The organism is Streptomyces sp. NPDC056987 (assembly GCF_042673865.1).
GTDB lineage: Bacteria > Actinomycetota > Actinomycetes > Streptomycetales > Streptomycetaceae > Streptomyces.
In genome coordinates, this window is record NZ_JBHURV010000011.1 from 126,055 (window position 1) to 143,906 (window position 17,852).

Annotated in this window: 18 protein-coding genes; 13 read left to right on the top strand and 5 right to left on the bottom strand. The window is 71.5% G+C overall.

From position 1 onward, the window contains the following. Positions 1-21 precede the first annotated feature (21 nt). Together hypB and ACFTZC_RS15535 are read right to left on the bottom strand one after the other, a co-directional pair. Positions 22-795, bottom strand: coding sequence for a hydrogenase nickel incorporation protein HypB (hypB, locus tag ACFTZC_RS15530; protein ID WP_382889804.1), 774 nt, complete (start codon positions 793-795; stop codon positions 22-24). Between the two features lie 4 nt (positions 796-799). Next, the gene (locus ACFTZC_RS15535; protein ID WP_382889806.1) at positions 800-1,129 is read right to left on the bottom strand and encodes a hydrogenase maturation nickel metallochaperone HypA; all 330 of its coding nucleotides are present in this window, start codon (positions 1,127-1,129) and stop codon (positions 800-802) included. A 193-nt stretch (positions 1,130-1,322) separates the two neighbouring features. Here ACFTZC_RS15535 and ACFTZC_RS15540 point away from each other — a divergent pair, with 193 nt between their 5' ends. Genes ACFTZC_RS15540 through ACFTZC_RS15600 form a run of 13 tightly spaced genes read left to right on the top strand, consistent with a single transcriptional unit; the run spans position 1,323 to position 14,607 of the window. After that, the gene (locus tag ACFTZC_RS15540; RefSeq protein ID WP_382889808.1) at positions 1,323-2,378 is read left to right on the top strand and encodes a hydrogenase expression protein HypE; all 1,056 of its coding nucleotides are present in this window, start codon (positions 1,323-1,325) and stop codon (positions 2,376-2,378) included. 29 nt (positions 2,379-2,407) lie between these two features. Continuing rightward, complete coding sequence (locus ACFTZC_RS15545; RefSeq protein ID WP_382889810.1) at positions 2,408-4,180, top strand: nickel-dependent hydrogenase large subunit; 1,773 nt, start codon at positions 2,408-2,410, stop codon at positions 4,178-4,180. Between the two features lies 1 nt (position 4,181). Then, positions 4,182-5,195 (top strand): NifU family protein, encoded by a 1,014-nt coding sequence (locus ACFTZC_RS15550; protein WP_382889812.1) that lies wholly within the window; start codon positions 4,182-4,184, stop codon positions 5,193-5,195. Further along, positions 5,192-5,938: a DUF5947 family protein gene (locus ACFTZC_RS15555; RefSeq protein ID WP_382889814.1), complete on the top strand. Its 747-nt coding sequence runs from the start codon at positions 5,192-5,194 to the stop codon at positions 5,936-5,938. The genes ACFTZC_RS15550 and ACFTZC_RS15555 overlap by 4 nt, the downstream gene beginning before the upstream one ends. Beyond that, positions 5,935-6,663, top strand: a complete 729-nt coding sequence (locus ACFTZC_RS15560) for a DUF6084 family protein (RefSeq protein ID WP_382889816.1) — start codon at positions 5,935-5,937, stop codon at positions 6,661-6,663. The genes ACFTZC_RS15555 and ACFTZC_RS15560 overlap by 4 nt, the downstream gene beginning before the upstream one ends. Beyond that, entirely contained in the window at positions 6,660-8,093 is a 1,434-nt protein-coding gene (locus ACFTZC_RS15565) for a hypothetical protein (protein WP_382889818.1), read from the top strand. Before ACFTZC_RS15560 ends, ACFTZC_RS15565 begins: the two co-directional genes overlap by 4 nt. Continuing rightward, positions 8,075-8,194, top strand: coding sequence for a DUF6893 family small protein (locus ACFTZC_RS15570; RefSeq protein ID WP_382889820.1), 120 nt, complete (start codon positions 8,075-8,077; stop codon positions 8,192-8,194). The genes ACFTZC_RS15565 and ACFTZC_RS15570 overlap by 19 nt, the downstream gene beginning before the upstream one ends. Continuing rightward, entirely contained in the window at positions 8,191-8,751 is a 561-nt protein-coding gene (locus tag ACFTZC_RS15575; RefSeq protein WP_382889822.1) for a hydrogenase maturation protease, read from the top strand. Before ACFTZC_RS15570 ends, ACFTZC_RS15575 begins: the two co-directional genes overlap by 4 nt. A 2-nt stretch (positions 8,752-8,753) precedes the next feature. Further along, entirely contained in the window at positions 8,754-11,345 is a 2,592-nt protein-coding gene (gene hypF / locus ACFTZC_RS15580) for a carbamoyltransferase HypF (RefSeq protein ID WP_382889824.1), read from the top strand. 48 nt (positions 11,346-11,393) lie between these two features. Continuing rightward, a complete protein-coding gene (locus tag ACFTZC_RS15585; protein ID WP_382889826.1) occupies positions 11,394-11,690 on the top strand; it encodes a HypC/HybG/HupF family hydrogenase formation chaperone in 297 nt (98 codons plus the stop codon). Further along, complete coding sequence (gene hypD / locus ACFTZC_RS15590; protein ID WP_382889828.1) at positions 11,687-12,790, top strand: hydrogenase formation protein HypD; 1,104 nt, start codon at positions 11,687-11,689, stop codon at positions 12,788-12,790. Before ACFTZC_RS15585 ends, hypD begins: the two co-directional genes overlap by 4 nt. After that, positions 12,787-13,887 (top strand): hydrogenase expression/formation protein HypE, encoded by a 1,101-nt coding sequence (hypE, locus tag ACFTZC_RS15595; RefSeq protein ID WP_382889831.1) that lies wholly within the window; start codon positions 12,787-12,789, stop codon positions 13,885-13,887. The genes hypD and hypE overlap by 4 nt, the downstream gene beginning before the upstream one ends. After that, complete coding sequence (locus ACFTZC_RS15600) at positions 13,888-14,607, top strand: DUF6390 family protein (RefSeq protein ID WP_382889833.1); 720 nt, start codon at positions 13,888-13,890, stop codon at positions 14,605-14,607. Positions 14,608-14,640: 33 nt separating this feature from the next. On the opposite strand, the gene ACFTZC_RS15605 is transcribed toward ACFTZC_RS15600, so the two are convergent. The 3 genes from ACFTZC_RS15605 to ACFTZC_RS15615 form a co-directional block, all read right to left on the bottom strand. After that, entirely contained in the window at positions 14,641-15,591 is a 951-nt protein-coding gene (locus ACFTZC_RS15605) for a hypothetical protein (RefSeq protein ID WP_382889835.1), read from the bottom strand. A 262-nt stretch (positions 15,592-15,853) separates the two neighbouring features. Continuing rightward, positions 15,854-16,942, bottom strand: a complete 1,089-nt coding sequence (locus ACFTZC_RS15610) for a LacI family DNA-binding transcriptional regulator (RefSeq protein WP_382889837.1) — start codon at positions 16,940-16,942, stop codon at positions 15,854-15,856. Between the two features lie 4 nt (positions 16,943-16,946). Further along, complete coding sequence (locus ACFTZC_RS15615; RefSeq protein ID WP_382889839.1) at positions 16,947-17,852, bottom strand: glycerophosphodiester phosphodiesterase family protein; 906 nt, start codon at positions 17,850-17,852, stop codon at positions 16,947-16,949.

Consider the following 17,852-nt stretch of genomic DNA (forward strand, 5'->3'; position numbering starts at 1 on the left):
CGCCCCGGACCGGCGCGGTGATCAGGCCCGCGCCACCCAGTCGTACCAATCGGCCATGCCTTCACCGGTGGTCGCCGAGACGGTGAGCACCCGCAGCTCCGGATTGACCGAACGGGCGTACTTCTCGCACTGTTCGACATCGAAGTCGACGTACGGCAGCAGGTCGATCTTGTTGATGATCACGAGATCCGCCGCGGCGAACATGTACGGGTACTTGAGGGGCTTGTCCGTTCCCTCGGTGACCGAGATGATCACGGCCCGGCTCCGTTCGCCGAGGTCGAAGAGGGCGGGGCAGACCAGGTTGCCGACGTTCTCGACCAGGACCAGCGAGCCCTCCCCGGGCTCCAGGGTGGCCAGCGCGCCCCGCACCATCCCCGCGTCGAGGTGGCAGCCGGCGCCGGTGTTGATCTGGACGACCGTGCCGCCCGCCCGCCGGATCCGCTCGGCGTCGAGCGCGGTCTCCTGGTCCCCCTCGACGACCGCGACCGGCCGGCGTCCGGCGAAGTTCCTGACGGTGCGTTCGAGGAGGGTGGTCTTGCCGGCCCCGGGCGAGCTCATCAGGTTCACCGCGACGATGCCCCGCTCGGCGAGCCAGGCGCGGTTGTGTGCGGCCAGGCCGTCGTTCTTGACGAGGACCTTCTGTTCGAGGGTGATGGTCTCACCGGCCGCGCCGGCCCCACCCGCCCCGCCCGGGTGAACCCGGTCATGGCCGTGCGGGTGCGCGTGCGGTACGGAGATCCTCGTCCCGCCGCCGCCCTCACCGCTTCCGCCGACGCAACCGCACGTACCGCACATAGGGTCAGCCCACTCTCATCGAGACGATCTGCAGCTCCCGCCCCGAGGTGATGTCCACGTCGGCGCTGCCGCACGGACAAAGCAATACAAGATCGGTCAGTGTGAAGTCCTGCTCACACGCCCGGCAGTGCGCCGTTCCGGGGGGCTGGTCGATCTCCAGGAGCGCGCCCTCCGCGACCGTGCCCGCGGTGGTCAGATCGAAGCAGAACCGCATCGCGTCGGGCACCACGGCGGTCAGCGCTCCCACCCGGACCCGGACGGTGCGTACGGGCCTGCCCGCCGCGCGCTCGCACACCGCGTCCACCACGCTCTGAGTGATTGACAATTCATGCATCAGTGGCCAGCTTTCCGTACCCCCCGTACTCACCGCGTACTCACCCATTCGCCCCGGCCGATCCGCGACGAAAGGCCGGCCGCCCGAAATAATCTCGTGTTGACAGAACGAGCGGGCGGATTCTAGATGGTAGCAAGGTGAGTGTCGCCACCTCACCGGTATCGGGCGGTCCCATCCCGGAAGGCGGCGGGCTATGCCGACAGAAGCAGCGGAAAAAGCGGAGAACACTCTCATCCATGTGCTGTGGATCAACGCGGGGCTGAGTTGTGACGGGGATTCCGTCGCGCTCACTGCGGCCACACAGCCCAGCATCGAGGAAATCGCGCTCGGCGCACTGCCCGGTCTGCCGCAGATCGCCGTGCACTGGCCGCTCATCGATTTCGAGTGCGGCCCCGCGGGGGGCGCCGACGATTTCCTGGAGTGGTTCTTCAAGGCGGACCGGGGCGAACTGGAGCCCTTCGTCCTGGTGGTCGAGGGGTCCATCCCCAACGAGAGGCTGAAGGAGGAGGGGTACTGGGCGGCCTTCGGCAACGACCCGGCGACCGGGCAGCCGATGACCACCAGTGAGTGGCTCGACCGGCTCGCCCCCAAGGCCACGGCGGTCGTCGCGGTCGGCACCTGCGCCACGTACGGCGGCATCCACGCCATGGCGGGCAACCCGACCGGCGCCATGGGCGTGCCCGACTACCTGGGCTGGGAGTGGAAGTCGAAGGCGGGCATCCCGATCGTGTGCGTCCCCGGTTGCCCCATTCAGCCGGACAACCTCTCGGAGACGCTCACCTATCTGCTCTACATGGCCACCGACCAGGCCCCGATGATCCCCCTCGACGAATCGCTCCGTCCGACCTGGCTGTTCGGCCAAACGGTGCACGAGGGGTGCGACCGCGCCGGCTACTACGAGCAGGGCGAGTTCGCCACGGAGTACGGACAGCCCGAGTGCATCGTCAAACTGGGCTGCTGGGGTCCGGCCGTGAAGTGCAATGTGCCCAAGCGCGGCTGGATGAACGGAATCGGCGGCTGCCCCAACGTCGGCGGGATCTGTATCGGCTGCACCATGCCGGGATTCCCCGACAAATTCATGCCGTTCATGGACGAGCCGCCGGGCGGAAAGCTCTCCACGAATGCCGTCGGGCTGTACGGCTCGACGATGCGGCGGCTCCGGCAGATCACCACGCACACCCTCGACCGCGAACCCAAGTGGCGTAAACGCGGGAAGCAGCTCACCACCGGCGCCACCCGTACCTGGTAGCGCACCGAAACGGAAAAAGAGGCGGCCTCATGACGACGACGAGCCAGGGCAAAGGCGATCTGGTGGAGATGGCGTGGGATCCCATCACCCGAATCGTCGGAAGTCTGGGCATCTACACGAAGATCGACTTCAAGCAGAAGACCGTCGCCGAGTGCCACAGCACCAGCTCGATCTTCCGCGGCTACTCGGTCTTCATGAAGGGCAAGGACCCGCGCGACGCCCACTTCATCACCAGCCGGATCTGCGGAATCTGCGGTGACAACCACGCCACGTGTTCCTGTTACGCGCAGAACATGGCGTACGGCGTGAAGCCGCCGCACCTCGGTGAGTGGATCGTGAACCTCGGCGAGGCCGCCGAGTACATGTTCGACCACAACATCTTCCAGGAGAACCTGGTCGGGGTCGACTACTGCGAGAAGATGGTCTCCGAGACCAACCCGGGCGTGCTCGAACAGGCCCATCGCACCCCGGCGCCGCACGCCGACGCCCACGGGTACCGGACCATCGGCGACATCATGCGCGCGCTGAACCCCTTCTCCGGTGAGTTCTACCGCGAGGCCCTCCAGGTCAGCCGGATGACCCGGGAGATGTTCTGCCTGATGGAAGGGCGCCACGTACACCCCTCCACGCTCTACCCCGGCGGCGTGGGCACGGTGGCGACCATTCAGCTCATGACGGACTACATCACCCGTCTCCAGCGCTACGTGGAGTTCATGAAGAAGGTCGTCCCCCTCCACGACGACCTCTTCGACTTCTTCTACGAGGCGCTGCCCGGCTACGAGCAGGTCGGCAACCGCCGTATCCTGCTGGGCTGCTGGGGCTCCTTCCAGGACCCGGAGCACTGCAACTTCGAGTACCGGGACATGTCCGAGTGGGGCCGGAAGATGTACGTCACCCCCGGTGTCGTGGTGGACGGCAAGCTCGTCACCACCGACCTGGTGGAGATCAACCTGGGCATCCGCATCCTGCTCGGCTCGTCGTACTACAACGACTGGGAGGAGCAGGAGATGTTCGTGACCCACGACCCGCTCGGCAACCCGGTCGACCGGCGGCACCCGTGGAACCAGCACACCAACCCTCAGCCGCAGAAGCGCGACCTGGGCGACAAGTACAGCTGGGTCATGTCGCCGCGCTGGTTCGACGGCAAGGAGTACCTGGCCCTCGACACCGGCGGCGGGCCGCTCGCCCGGCTGTGGACCACCGCACTGGCGGGCCTGGTCGACATCGGGTACATCAAGGCCACCGGCAGCAGTGTGCGGATCAGCCTCCCCAAGACCGCCACCAAGGGCCCGGTCGAGTTCGAGTGGCACGTACCGCGCTGGAGCAACACCATCGAGCGCAACCGCGCCCGCACCTACTTCCAGGCGTACGCCGCGGCCTGCGCGCTGCACTTCGCGGAGAAGGCGCTCGTGGAGATCCGGGCCGGCCGCACCAAGACCTGGGAGAAGTTCGAGGTGCCGGAGGAGGGCATCGGCTGCGGCTTCACCGAGGCGGTGCGCGGGGTGCTCTCGCACCACATGGTGATCAGGGACGGCAAGATCGCCAACTACCACCCGTACCCGCCCACCCCGTGGAACGCGAGCCCCCGGGACTCCTACGGGACGCCCGGGCCCTACGAGGACGCGGTGCAGGGCCAGCCGATCTTCGAGGAGAACGACCGGGAGCACTTCAAGGGCATCGACATCATGCGGACCGTGCGCAGCTTCGATCCCTGTCTGCCGTGCGGCGTCCACATGTACCTCGGTGGCGGCAAGAAGCTGGAACTGCTCCACTCGCCCACGCAGTCCGCGGGCAGTGAATGACATGACGGAACGGCAGACGCGCGTTCCCCCGGCGTCCGAGGAGTGGCGGACGACCGGGGAACGCATCGAGGCACTGATCACGGCCGGCGCGGCGGGCGGCCCGGCGGCGCGCGAACGCGGCGAGGAACTGGTCCGGCTGGTCACCGACTTCTACGGGGCCGGTCTGGAGCGGCTGCTCGACCTCGTCCACGAGCACGGCGGTCTGGACGACACGGTCCTGGCCGCCCTCGCCGGGGACGACCTGGTGGCGAGTGTGCTGCTGGTGCACGGACTGCACCCGTACAGCGTGGCGACCCGGGTCGAGAACGCGCTGGAGAGCGTACGGCCGTACCTCGGCTCGCACGGCGGCGATGTGGAGCTGCTCGGTGTCACGGAGGACGGGACCGTACGGCTGCGGCTGCTGGGCAGTTGCGACGGGTGCCCGTCCTCCTCGGCCACCCTGGCGCTCGCCGTGCGGGGCGCGGTGGAAGCGGCGGCGCCGGAGGTCGGCGCGATCGAGGTGGCGGAGTCGGCCGGGACGGCGGAGGCGGCGGGCCCGCTGGTGCCGGTGGACTCGCTGTTCGCACGGCTGCGCGAAGCCGGTACGGACGACGCCGTGGACGACGCGGACGACGCGGCCCGTACGGACGCCGGTGACGGTGCCGGCGACGCGGGGGCGAGCTGGCAGCCGGTGCCGGAGCTGGGCGCCCTGGAGTCCGGCGGTGTCGAGCGCCTGAGCACCGGCGGGTTCCCCGTGGTGGCCTGCCGGATCGGCCCCGACCTGTTCGCCTTCCGGGACCGGTGCGCCCGCTGCGAGCGGCCGATGAAGGGCGCGACGCTGGCCCGGCGGCTGGGCGGCGGCGCGGACGACGGGGTGCTGCGCTGCTCCGCCTGCCGCGCGCACTACGACGTACGGCGCGCGGGCACCTGTCTCGACCCGGACGCGGACGGCGCGCACCTGTCCCCCCTACCCGTGCTGGCCGACGGGGCCTCGGTCCTGGTCGCCGTGCCGGCCGCGCCCGCGGTGGCGCCGTGAGCGCGCCCGCCGGACCCGCCCGGTCCCCGGTCGCCGCACTGCTGCGGGTCACCCGCAACCGTCCGGAGCCGGTCGTCGGCGAGCGCTGCGACATGTGCGCCGCCCCGGCCGCCACGGAGCACCAGCATGTGGTGAACCTGGAGAGCCGGCGCCTGATGTGCTGCTGCCGGGCCTGCTACCTGCTCTTCACGGACGACGGGGCACAGCTGCGCTACCGCGCGGTGCCCGACCGGTATCTCGGCTTCGACCGGCTCCCGCTCGACGCGCGGGCCTGGGACGCGCTGGGGATCCCGGTGGGTCTTGCCTTCCTCTTCCGTAACTCCGCGCAGGACCGCACCGTCGCGTTCTACCCCGGCCCGGCCGGGGCGACCGAGTCCGAACTGCCGCTCGACGCCTGGGCCGGCCTCGTGGCGGCCGCCCCCGAACTGGCGGTCGTACGCCCCGATGTCGAGGCGCTTCTCGTACGCCGTACGGAGGCACCCGGGCGCGGCGGCGAGAAGCGGGACGGAGACGGGGACGGCCAGGGCACCTCATGCCATGTGGTGCCGATCGACGCCTGCTACGAACTGGCCGGCCGGCTGCGCACCCTGTGGCGCGGCTTCGACGGCGGCCAGGAGGCGCACGCCGCGATGGACGCGTTCTTCGAGCGGGTCAGGGCGCGCAGCAGACCCGCGCGCGCGGAGTCGGCCACGGAGCGGACCGCGGTGGCGGCGGGGACGGCGGCCGGGGAGGGAGCGTCATGAGCCCGCCGACCGCGCCCGGCCTGGAGTTCTCCGTACGGGACATCGTCGCGGAGCCGTTCAGCGCGGCGCCGCAGCTCACCGCGCGGCTGCGGATCGAGGACGGCTCGGGCGAGCCGGTGCACGCGATCGTGCTGCGCTGCCAGGTCCGGATCGAACCGCAGCGCCGCCCCTACGACGAGGCCGAACAGGACGGGCTGCGGGGCCTGTTCGGGGAGCGGGAGCGGTGGTCCGACACCCTGCGGCCGTTCCTGTGGATGCAGTGCGACACGACGGTGCAGGGGTTCACCGGCTCCACCGAGGTCAACCTCGCGCTGCCGTGCACCTACGACTTCGACGTCGTCGGCTCGCGCTATCTGCACGCGCTCGGGGAGGACGGGACGGTGCCGGTCAGCCTGCTGTTCTCGGGCACCGTCTTCGCCCGGGGCGCGGGCCGTTCGGGGCTCGGGGTGCGGCAGGTGCCCTGGGACCGCGAGGCACGGTACGAGCTGCCGGTCGCCGTGTGGCGGCGGCTGATCGCGTACCACTTCCCCCACTCGGGGTGGATCAGGCTGGACCACGACGTGCTCGCCGCCTTCGCGGAGTTCCGTGAGCGGCGCGGGCTGATCAGTTGGGACGAGACGGTGCGTACGGTGCTGGCGAGCGCGGGAACGGAAGCGGGGGCTGGGGCGGACGGGAGAACACACACCGGTGCCGCCGCCGGCGCACTCGACGAGGTGGTCCGGTGACCAGGGCGGCCCCGGCGGACCTCGACCCCGTGCGCGCGGTCGCCGACGCGGTGCTCTACGAGGGCTACTTGCTCTACCCGTACCGCGCCAGCGCCCACAAGAACCGGTCACGCTGGCAGTTCGGGGTGCTGGGGCCGCCCACCGCGACCGCCGCGAGCTTCGCCGAGGAGCCGGGCATGGCGATGCAGTGTCTGCTCTCGGTGGAGCCCGGCGCCCCGGCCCCCGCCGAGGTGACGGTCCGGCTGCGCTTCCTCCAGCACCAGGTGCGCGAGGTACGGCGGCGGACCGGGGACGGCGGCGAACTCGCCGTCCCGGAACTCGTCGTCGACGGAGTGGCGGTGCTCAGCTGGGACGAGGCGGTCGAGCGGGAGGTCGACCTCGGGCCGGTCCCGTTGACCGGGCCGACCGACCAGTTGTGCGCGGTCGCCGGGGGCGAGGAGACCGAGCCGCTGACGGACGCGCGCGGGGAGCCGGTGGGCAGCGTCCGGCGCCGCCGCGAGCCACTGGTGGCCCGGGTCCGTACCCACGCGGAGCGGGACGGCGGATTCGTACGGCTGACGGTCTCCGTGGCGAACGAGCACGCCGGGACCGTCGCGGACAAGGACGCCGCCGTCCGGGTCTCGCTGCTCGGCACGCATCTGCTCCTGCGGGCCCGCGGCGCCCGCTTCGTCTCGCTGCGCGAGCCCCCGGACGAGGCGGCCGCCGCGGCGGCCCGCTGCGTACAGCACCGGTGCTGGCCCGTGCTGGCCGGGGCGGAGGGCACCACGGACACGGTGCTCGGCGCGCCGATCATTCTCTACGACCACCCGGAGATCGCCGAGCAGAGCGCGGGCGCCCTGTTCGACTCGACCGAGATCGACGAGATCCTGACGCTCCGCGTGATGACGATGACGGACCGGGAGAAGGCGGAGGCCCGGGCCACCGATCCGCGCGCCCGGGAGATCATCGACCGCTGTGACGCGATGACGCCCGGCGACCTCCAGCGGCTGCACGGCCTGCTGCGCACCGGCGACGCGCGGAACGCCGCCCCCGACTCCTTCGACACCGGCGGCGCCCCCTGGTGGGATCCGGCCGCGGACGCCGCCGTGTCGCCGGGGTCGGACAGCGTCGTGATCGACGGGGTCCGGGTGGCCAAGGGGAGCCTCGTACGGGTGCGTCCGGCCCGCCGCGCCGACGCGCAGGACCTGTTCTTCGACGGTCAGGTGGCACGGGTGACGGCCGTGCTCTCGGACGTGGACGGCGGGGTGCATGTCGCCCTGGTCCTCGTCGACGACCCGGCGGCCGACCTGCACGACTGGTACGGCCGCTACTTCTACTTCGCCCCCGACGAGCTGGAACCGCTGACCGCCGGCGATTCCGGCCGGCCCGTACCCGATCCGCCACCGGCGGAATTCCGGAAGGAGAACCCCTCATGCGCTTCCTCGGACTGATCACCGCGGGTGCTGCCGCCGCCATGGCGGCGGTCGCCGTCGCCGTCGGCGTGCGCTCGATCCCCGACCTCCGCAGGTACCTGCGAATGCGCTCCATGTGAGCGCGGGAGACGGGGCGCGGGAGTGCCGGGTACTCGTCGCGGGTGTCGGCAATCTCTTCCTCGGTGACGACGGTTTCGGCCCCGAGGTCGTACGGCGGCTGGCCACCGGCCCCGGAGAGCCGCTCCCCGGCGTCCGCGTCGTCGACTACGGCATCCGGGGCATGCACCTCGCGTACGACCTGCTGGCCGGGTACGACGCGCTGGTGCTGGTGGACGCCTGTCCGGGGGACGGGCCCCCGGGGGAGCTGACGGTGCTGGAGGTCGGCCCGGACGACCTCGGTTCGGGTGAATTCGACGCACACGGCATGCAACCGGTCGCGGTGCTGGCGAATCTGGATCAACTGGGCGGTACGCTCCCGCTGACTCACGTCGTGGGCTGCGTCCCCGCCGGAGTCGACGAGGGCATCGGTCTCAGCGAGCCGGTCGCCGCGGCCGTCCCCCGGGCGGTCGCGGCGGTGCGCACACTGGTCCGCCTGCTGACGGCGGCACAACCCGCGCCGTCGCCGGAGCCCTGCCCCGCTCTCCCGTCCGTGCCCGAACGGCCCCGGAGGTCCTGATCATGTGTCTCGGCATTCCCGGCCGTGTCGTGGAGAGCGTCGAGGGATACGCGGGCCAGCTCGCCCTCGTCGATGTGGAGGGCGCCCGGCGCCGCGTCAACATCGGCATGCTCGACACTCCCCCGGCCACCGGTGACTGGGTGCTGCTGCACATGGGGTTCGCCCTGGAGATCATCGACGAGGCGAAGGCGGCGCACGCGCTGTCGGGGCTGGAGTTGATGGGCGGCGGCCCCCGTGAGCGGCGGGATCCGGAGCCCCGGCAGCCCCGGGTCCGCAGCCGGTTCGAGGTGCGCGGGGTCGTCCAGGGCGTGGGCTTCCGCCCCTTCGTGTACGTCACCGCCGCGGAGCTGTCCCTCGCCGGCTCGGTGTCCAACACCGGCACCGGGGTGGTCGCCGAGGTGGAGGGGGACCCCGGGGCGGTGGCGGAGTTCGGCCGCCGGCTCCGGGACCGGCCGCCCCCGCTCGCGGTCGTGGAGTCGGTGACGGAGACGGAGCTGCCGCTCGCGGGCGGCGCCGAGTTCACCATCGAGGACTCCAGCACGGCAGAGCGGGCCCGCACCCTGGTCTCCCCCGACATCGCGGTCTGCGCGGACTGCCTGGCCGAACTGCGCGACCCGGGGAACCGCCGCCACCGGCACCCCTTCATCACCTGCACCCACTGCGGGCCGCGGTTCACCATCGTCACCGGCCTCCCGTACGACCGGGCGGCGACGACCATGGCGGCGTTCGCGATGTGCGAGGAGTGCCGCACGGAGTACGGCGACCCGCGCGACCGCCGTTTCCACGCCCAGCCGATCGCCTGCCACGCCTGCGGCCCGCGTCTCGAACTGGTCACCCCGGACGGCGGGACCCCGCTCCACGGCGAGCAGGCGCTGCGCGCCGCACGGCGGCTGCTCGCCGGGGGCGGGATCGTCGCGGTCAAGGGGCTGGGCGGCTACCACCTCGCGTGCGACGCCCGTGACGGGGCGGCGGTCGCGCGGCTGCGCCACCGCAAGCACCGGGGAGGCAAACCCTTCGCCGTCATGGTCAGGGACCTCGGCGTCGCCGGGGAACTGGTCACCCTGACCGAGGGCGGGCAGGCGCTGCTCGGCGGCGCGCGGAAGCCGATCGTGCTGCTGCCCCGCCGGTCGTCGCCCGGCCCCGCCGGGGGCGTCGCGCAGGGCGTGGCGCCGGGCAGCCCGGATCTCGGCCTGATGCTCCCGTACACCCCGCTGCACGTGCTGCTGTTCGGCCTCGACGGCGACGAACCCGGCCCCGACGCGCTCGTGATGACCTCCGGGAACCGTTCCGGTGAGCGGATCGTCACCGATGACGCGAGGGCGCTGGCCGAACTCGCCCCGCTGGCCGACGCCTGGCTGCGGCACGACCGGGCGATCCACGTGCCGTGCGACGACTCGGTCAGCCGGTTCGTCGCCGGCGCCGAGCTGCCGCTGCGCCGGTCGCGCGGGTACGCGCCGCTCCCCCTCGCGCTGCCCTTCGAGGTCCCGCCGCTGCTCGCGGCGGGCGCCGACCTGAAGAACACCTGCGCGCTGGGCGAGGGCGGCTATGCCTGGGTCAGCCAGCACGTCGGGGACCTGGACGACCTCGCCACGGTGCAGGCGCTGACCCGTACGGCGGACCAACTGGCGCTGCTCACCGGCGTCGAGCCGGAACAGCTCGTGGCCGACCGCCACCCCGGCTACCGCTCCGGCGCCTGGGCCCGGGCGCACGCCAGGGGCCGGGCCGTACGCACCGTGCAGCATCACCACGCGCACATCGCGTCCGTGATGGGCGAGCACGGCCTCGGCGAAGGCGAGAGTGTCATCGGCTTCGCCTTCGACGGCACCGGCCTCGGCGCGGACGGCGCGGTGTGGGGCGGTGAGGTGCTGATCGCCGGCTACAAGTCGTACCAGCGGGCCGCGCGGCTCGCGTACGTGCCGCTGGCCGGCGGGGACGCGAGCGTGCTGCGGCCCTACCGGATGGCGCTCGCGCATCTGCGGGCCGCCGGTGTCCCCTGGGACAGGGAGCTGCCCTCGGTGGCGGCCTGCCCGGCCGCCGAACGGAGGGTGCTGGCACACCAGTTCGCGACGAACTTCGGCTGTGTGCCGACGTCGAGCATGGGCCGGCTCTTCGACGCGGTGGCGTCGCTGGCGGGCGTACGGCACGAGGTGGCGTACGAGGCCGAGGCGGCGATCGAGCTGGAGGGGCTGGCCCGCGCGGCGCCGCCGGAGCCGCACGACCCGGCGGGGAGCGCCTACGGCTTCGCCGTCCGGCCGGCGCCCGGCCCCGGTGACCCGGTGGTGGCCGACCCCGGTCCGGTGATCCGCGCGGTGGTCTCGGACGTACGGGCCGGTGTGGCGCGGGAGTTGATCGCCGCGCGCTTCCACACCTGCGTCGCCCGCCTCACCGCCGACCTCGCCGAGGGGTGCCGGGAGCGGACCGGGCTCGGGGTGGTGGCGCTGGGCGGCGGTGTCTTCCAGAACGCCGTCCTCCTGGAGGCCACCCAACACGCCCTGGAAGCGGCGGACTTCACCGTGCTCCGCCCCCGTCTGCTGCCGCCCAACGACGGCGGGCTCGCCTTCGGTCAGCTGCTGATCGCGGCGTCCGGCGGCTGACTCCGGCGCCCGAAACCCACCCGATGCCCCGCAGAGAAGGAAGGCACCATGTGTCTGGCAGTTCCGGGACGTGTCCTGCGCACCGAGGAGGTCGACGGCGCCGTGATGGCGGAGGTCGACTTCGGCGGCGTACGCAAGGAGGTCTGCCTCCAGTACGTCCCCGACGCGGCGGTCGGTGAATACGTCGTCGTCCATGTCGGCTTCGCGATCCAGCGGCTCGACGAGACGTCGGCGCGGCAGACCCTGGCCGACTTCGAGCGGCTCGGGCTCCTGGAGGAGGAGTTCGGTGACGGCCTCGAACCGGCCGCCGGAGCACGGAACTCGGTGGAAGGAACCGACCGGTGAAGTACCTGGACGAATTCAGCGACCCCCAGCTGGCACGGCGGCTGCTCGACCAGATCCACGCGACCACCACGGGCCCGGTGGCGATGATGGAGGTCTGCGGCGGCCAGACCCACTCGATCATCCGGCACGGCATCGACCAACTGCTCCCCGATCACATCGAGATGATCCACGGCCCCGGCTGTCCCGTCTGCGTGACCCCGCTGGAGGTCATCGACCGGGCGCTGGCGATCGCCGCCCGGCCCGAGGTCGTCTTCTGCTCCTTCGGCGACATGCTGCGGGTGCCGGGCAGCGGCCAGGACCTGTTCTCCGTGAAGAGCGCGGGCGGTGACGTACGCGTCGTGTACTCACCGCTCGACGCGCTGAAACTGGCGCGCGAGAACCCCGACCGGGAGGTCGTCTTCTTCGGCATCGGCTTCGAGACGACGGCCCCCGCCAACGCCATGACCGTCCACCAGGCCCGCCGGCTGGGCGTGCGCAACTTCTCCCTGCTCGTCTCGCATGTCCTCGTGCCGCCGGCGATCGCCGCCATCATGGAGTCCCCCACCTGCCGGGTGCAGGCGTTCCTGGCCGCCGGGCACGTGTGCAGTGTGATGGGGACGTCGGAGTACCCGGCGCTGGCGGAGAAGTACCGGGTCCCCATCGTCGTCACCGGATTCGAGCCGCTCGACATCCTGGAGGGCATCCGCAGGACGGTCCGCCAGATCGCGGAGGGACGGCACGAGGTGGAGAACGCCTACCCCCGCGCCGTGCGCGCCGAGGGGAACCTGCCCGCCATGGAGATGCTGCGGGACGTCTTCGAGGTCACCGACCGGACCTGGCGCGGCATCGGGCCGATCCCCGCCAGTGGCTGGCGACTCGCGGAGAAGTACCGGGAGTTCGACGCGGAGACGCGGTTCGACGTGGCGGCCATCCGTACGGCGGAGTCCGCGCTGTGCCGGTCGGGCGAGGTGCTCCAGGGGCTGATCAAGCCGCACGAGTGCCCGGCGTTCGGCAGGGAGTGCACTCCGAGGAATCCGCTGGGCGCGACGATGGTGTCCTCCGAGGGCGCGTGCGCCGCGTACTACACGTACCGCCGACTGGAACTGGTCGATGCGAAGTGACTGAGACGACGAATCAGGTACCCGCCCCCGCCGCCGAGGCCGTGGGGCCGGACTTCGAGAGCTGGGTCTGCCCGGTCCCCCTGCGGGAGACGCCGACGGTCGTGATGGGGCACGGCGGCGGCGGGGCGATGTCGGCCGAGCTGGTCGAGCACCTGTTCCTCCCCGCGTACGGTTCGGCGGCGTCGTCGGAGCTGGGCGACTCCGCCGTGCTCACCGTCGGGGACGGGACGCGGCTCGCCTTCTCCACCGACTCGTACGTGGTGCGGCCGATGTTCTTCCCCGGCGGCTCCATCGGCGACCTCGCGGTGAACGGGACCGTCAACGACCTGGCGATGGCGGGCGCCGTACCGCTCTTCCTGTCCAGCGCGTTCATCCTCCAGGAGGGCACGGCGCTCACCGATCTCGGCCGGATCGCCCGGGACATGGGCGAGGCGGCGCGGGCGGCGGGCGTCCGGCTGGTCACCGGAGACACCAAGGTCGTCGACAGCGGCAGCGGGGACGGCGTCTACGTCAACACCTCGGGGATCGGGGTGATCCCCGACGGCGTCGACATCGGCCCGCACCGCGCCGCGCCCGGTGACGCCGTGCTGATCAGCGGGGACATCGGGGTCCACGGCGTGGCGGTGATGAGCTGCCGGGAGGGTCTGGAGTTCGGCACCGCCGTCGAGAGCGACACCGCGGCCCTGCACGGTCTGGTGGCCGCGATGATCGCCACCGGCGCGGACGTGCGCGTACTGCGCGACCCCACCCGCGGTGGTGTCGCGGCCTCGCTCAACGAGATCGCCACCGCCTCGGGGGTCGGCGTGGAACTGGTCGAGCGGGAGCTGCCCGTACCGGAACCGGTGCGGGACGCGTGCAGCCTGCTGGGGCTCGACCCGCTCCAGGTGGCGAACGAGGGCAAACTGCTCGCGATCGTCCCGGCCGACGCCGCCGACCGGGTCCTCGCGGCCCTGACGGCGCATCCGCTGGGCCGTGGGGCGCGCCGGATCGGTACCTGTGTCTCCGACCATCCGGGGATGGTGGTGGCCAGGACGGGGCTCGGCGGCTCACGGGTGATCGGGCTGCCGATCGGTGAACAGCTGCCGAGGATCTGCTGAATGAGTGAGCGGGGCGCGCTGCTCTTCGCCCGGTACGCCTATCCGCCCAACGAGCTGGGCTACTGCGGCCCCGCGGATGCCGGGACCCTGCTCCGTACCGAGGAGACGGCGGGTATCGAGCGTCATGCCCGCCGCTTCGAGGGCGCCTGGTGCTATCTCGAACTGCTCGCCGAGACGGCCGGTCTCGCCGACCCGCTCGACGAGCGGGTGGTCGAGGCGTACTGGATCGGCAACGAGCTGCTGGACCTGACCACCCCGACGGTCCTGCTGGCGCGGCTGCGGGACCGTTTCGACGGCCAATGGGGCGGCACCTGGCGGGACGCGGCGGACCGCGCCCTCGCCCACCACACCTTCCAGGTCTTCGACGTGTACCCGTGGGCCGGCCTGCTGCGCGGGCCGGCCCGGCCGACCGCGCTCTCCGTCCTCGACCGGTGCCGTATCCGTACGGGCGTGGTCCACGCGGTACGCGGCGAGTCCGCCACGGTGGAGTCCCGCCCACTGCGTTGGACGGGCACCGGTCTGGCCCCGGGACCGCCCCGCCGGGAGTCCGTCCGCTGGTCGACGGGCGGACGGTCCCTCATCCCGGGGATCACCCCGGGCGATGTGGTGGCGCTGCACTGGGACTGGGTGTGCGACGTCCTCACACCGGCGCAGGCGGCGCGCGTCGAGTCGACGGAGGCCCGCCAGTTGACGGCGCTGGGGCTCGCTCCTCGCCGGTGACGACCCGGCCGGCCCCAGCGCCCTCACGGGAGTTCAGGCGTTGCCGACGAGCGGCCACTGGAAGGCCCGCAGCAGACAATCGCCCGGGTCAATCCACAGCAGACTCCTGCCCTCCACCTGGATGTCGAAGCGCACCTCCAGCTCCGCCCAGATGCTCTGTCCCGGGAAGGGGGAGCTGATGGTGAGCGACGGCATGGGCTGGAACCCGGGGAGGGTGACCGCCCGCATACGGCTTCCGCCCAGTCCTCCGCTTTCGAGGAATATCAGGTTCTGCGCCTCCACACGTTCGCCGAGTATGTGGCGGTTGTCGACTCCGGGCGGGGCGAAGACGAACTGGAAGAGGGTCTGCCTCCTGATCATCCAGCACTTCGACCACCGGTCCCCCGAGAAGAGATCAGCAGGCCCCACCCAGCCGAGGAGACCGCCGAAGAGTTCCATGTGCGGGTCCGACCGCCACCGCCCGGTGGAGGTGGCCGGGATCCTGTTGCTCTGCAACTCGAAACGGAATCTCGCCCCGAAATTGCGGAAACTCAACGAGCCGCCGTTGTAGGTGAGCTTTCCGGTGAAGTGCAGGCCGTCGGCGAGGAACCGCCCGGTGTAGGGCTGGGTCGAGGAAGCCTGCGCGTTCGCGAACCAGAAGTCCGGGTCCGCCGCCCTCGGGACGGCCGGTTCCAGATCGAGGGGGCGCAGGTGCCGGTCGATCCGGGCATGCCCTTCGGCGGCCTCTTCGAGTTTCTGCACCTGGCGTGCCCCGTATTCCGACGCCCGTGCCCGGTACTCGTCCAGATCGACACCGGACGCTCGCGCGACGGACCGGAGCAGGTCCGCGCTGTGTGTCTGTGCTTCTTCGTCGGGCTGTGCGGCCTTCGCCAGTTCCATCTGGTGGTGCAGGGTGTCCAGCTCTTCCTGATGGCTGAAGTCCAGCTCTTTGATGACCTCTTCAGGCATCGTGTGTTTCGGGTTGACGATGGTGGCGCCACTCATGGCGACCTCCTCGGCATAGGCTGTATCCGGTCCCCCGTTCCCCCGGTTCACCCGTGCGGCAGCCTTGGAGTCGCCCGTCACAACTGATATACCGGCCGCACGCTTTGGGTGATATACACCATTCAGGGCGGCTTCTTCACCAGCCTACTCGCTTCCCCGGGATGCGTCTCTCCGAGGCGGGTGTGCCACGGGAAGGCCCATGGCCTGCCTGAGCGCCCCCGGTGTCAGGCAGGAACACGCCCCCGGCGCGCCAGGACGCCGTTCACGCGCCGCTCCGGGTCGTTTCGTTCGGATCGGGCCGGATCAGGGTGCGTCCGGGCACCAGTGTGCCGGGCAGCAGTTCGTGGGTGATCTCCGTCCGGCCCGGGTTGTCCAGCATGGACTTCATGACGGTCACGGCGCGTTCGGCCGCCCGCTCCACGGGGATGCGCAGGGTGGTGAAGCCGAGGAGATCATTGCCCGGCATGATTCCGTCGCACCCCGTGAGGGACAGGTCGTCCGGCACGCGCACGCCGGCCGCCTGCGCGTGGGGCAGGAAGGCGAGCAGCCGCAAGTCCGAGGGGAACATGGCGGCGGTGATCCGCCCCTCGCGCCGCAGGGCGATGATCTCCCGCGCGCCTTCGTCCCTGAGTCCGAAGGTGGGGGCGGGGATCTCGTGCACCCGGATGCCGTGGCTCCGCAGCCGGCGGGCCATCGTGGTGCCACGCCGGTACTCCGCCACCGAGTTGTCGGTGCCCGGTGTCACCACGGCCACGGCCCGGTGTCCGTACTCCGCGACGGCGTCCGCGAGTTGCGCCGCGTTGTTCTCCTCGTCGTAGGACACGCTGTAAATCCCGGGGTGCGAGGCCGGCCGGCCGATGAGGACGACCGGCACCCTGTCGAGGAACGGCACCAGCATCTCGGCGCGGATGACGCCGGTCGCCACGAACATCCCGCCGACCCGCAGTCCGAGGAGGCGGTTGAGCGCCTGCCGTTCGAAGTGGGCTCCCTCGGTCCGTGACGGGGCGACCGTCACCATCTGGAGGCCGGCCCGGCTGATGTGGGTCTGCAACTCGCTGAAGAGCAGGCCGTACGCGGGGTTGGTGGGGTCCCGCAGCAGCAGGCCGAGGATGTCGGAACCGCGGGCGGCGAGCGAGCGCGCCATCACGTTCGGGACGTATCCGAGCCGCTCCGCCGCGGCGTAGACCGCGTCCCTGGTCCGCGGGGACACGGGCGTCGATCCGTAGAAGACACGCGACGCGGTGGCCCGCGACACACCTGCCGCCGTGGCGACCGCCGCCATCGTGACGTTCAGCGGTGACGCGGGGGAGGACGGGTCCGGGGGGCTTTCGGCACCTTCGTTCGATCGCACCCGGTCACCCTACCCACCGCGGGCCGGGGGCCGGTTCGTACCGGGGACGGTGGCGTCGGGGCGGGATGCCGCGGAGCTCCTGCCGGTACCGGCACAGCGGTCCCGGCCAGTCGGTCTGGATGATGTCGGCGCCGTGTTCCATGAGCCGCCCCCATCCGTCGGCGGGGTCGCCGAAGAGGGAGGTGTTGTCGTCGTGGCCGGCGAAGAGGGGGATGCCGTTGGTGAGGTTGATGGCGTTGAGCAGGCAGGCCAGCCCGTCCTCGTGCAGCCGCGCGACGACCTCGGGCGCGGACAGTTCGTCGTCGTGCCCCACGGCGAGAAGTTCGGCCCCGATCAGGTTGATGTCCGGATCACCGCGTACCGCCTCGATGTCGGCGAGGGAGCGCACCATCGGGATGAAGGGGTACTTGACCGGGTGCCGGCGCAGTTTGTCGAGCCAGATCTCGTCGACCGGGCTCTTGAGGACCAGTTGGGGCGCGACATCGTAGCGGTCGAGGAAGGGCAGCAGGTCGTCCCAGTACCACCACGACCGGTCCACGTTGAACAGCACATCGCCGCGGAAGCGGTGGAGCACCGTGTCGAGTCCGGTCACGGGGACGTCGTGTCCGGTCCACCGGTATCTCAGGGCGCGTATCTCCTCGGCCGGCAGGGCGCGAAGGTCGAGGTCACGGTCGAACGCCTGGCGCTCGCAGCCGTCGTGGAAGAGGAAGAACTCCCCGTCGGCCGACGCGACGATGTCGATCTCGACCATGTCGGCACCTTGCGCCAGAGCGGCCTGTACGGCTCTGTCGGTGTTCTCCGGCACGTCACCGAGACCGGTGCCGCGGTGCACGGCGACCAGCGGGGCGCGCTGCGCGAGCTCCGTGTTCACAAGGGAGTTGATGTCCTGGTACCGCGCTTGCCCGAACAT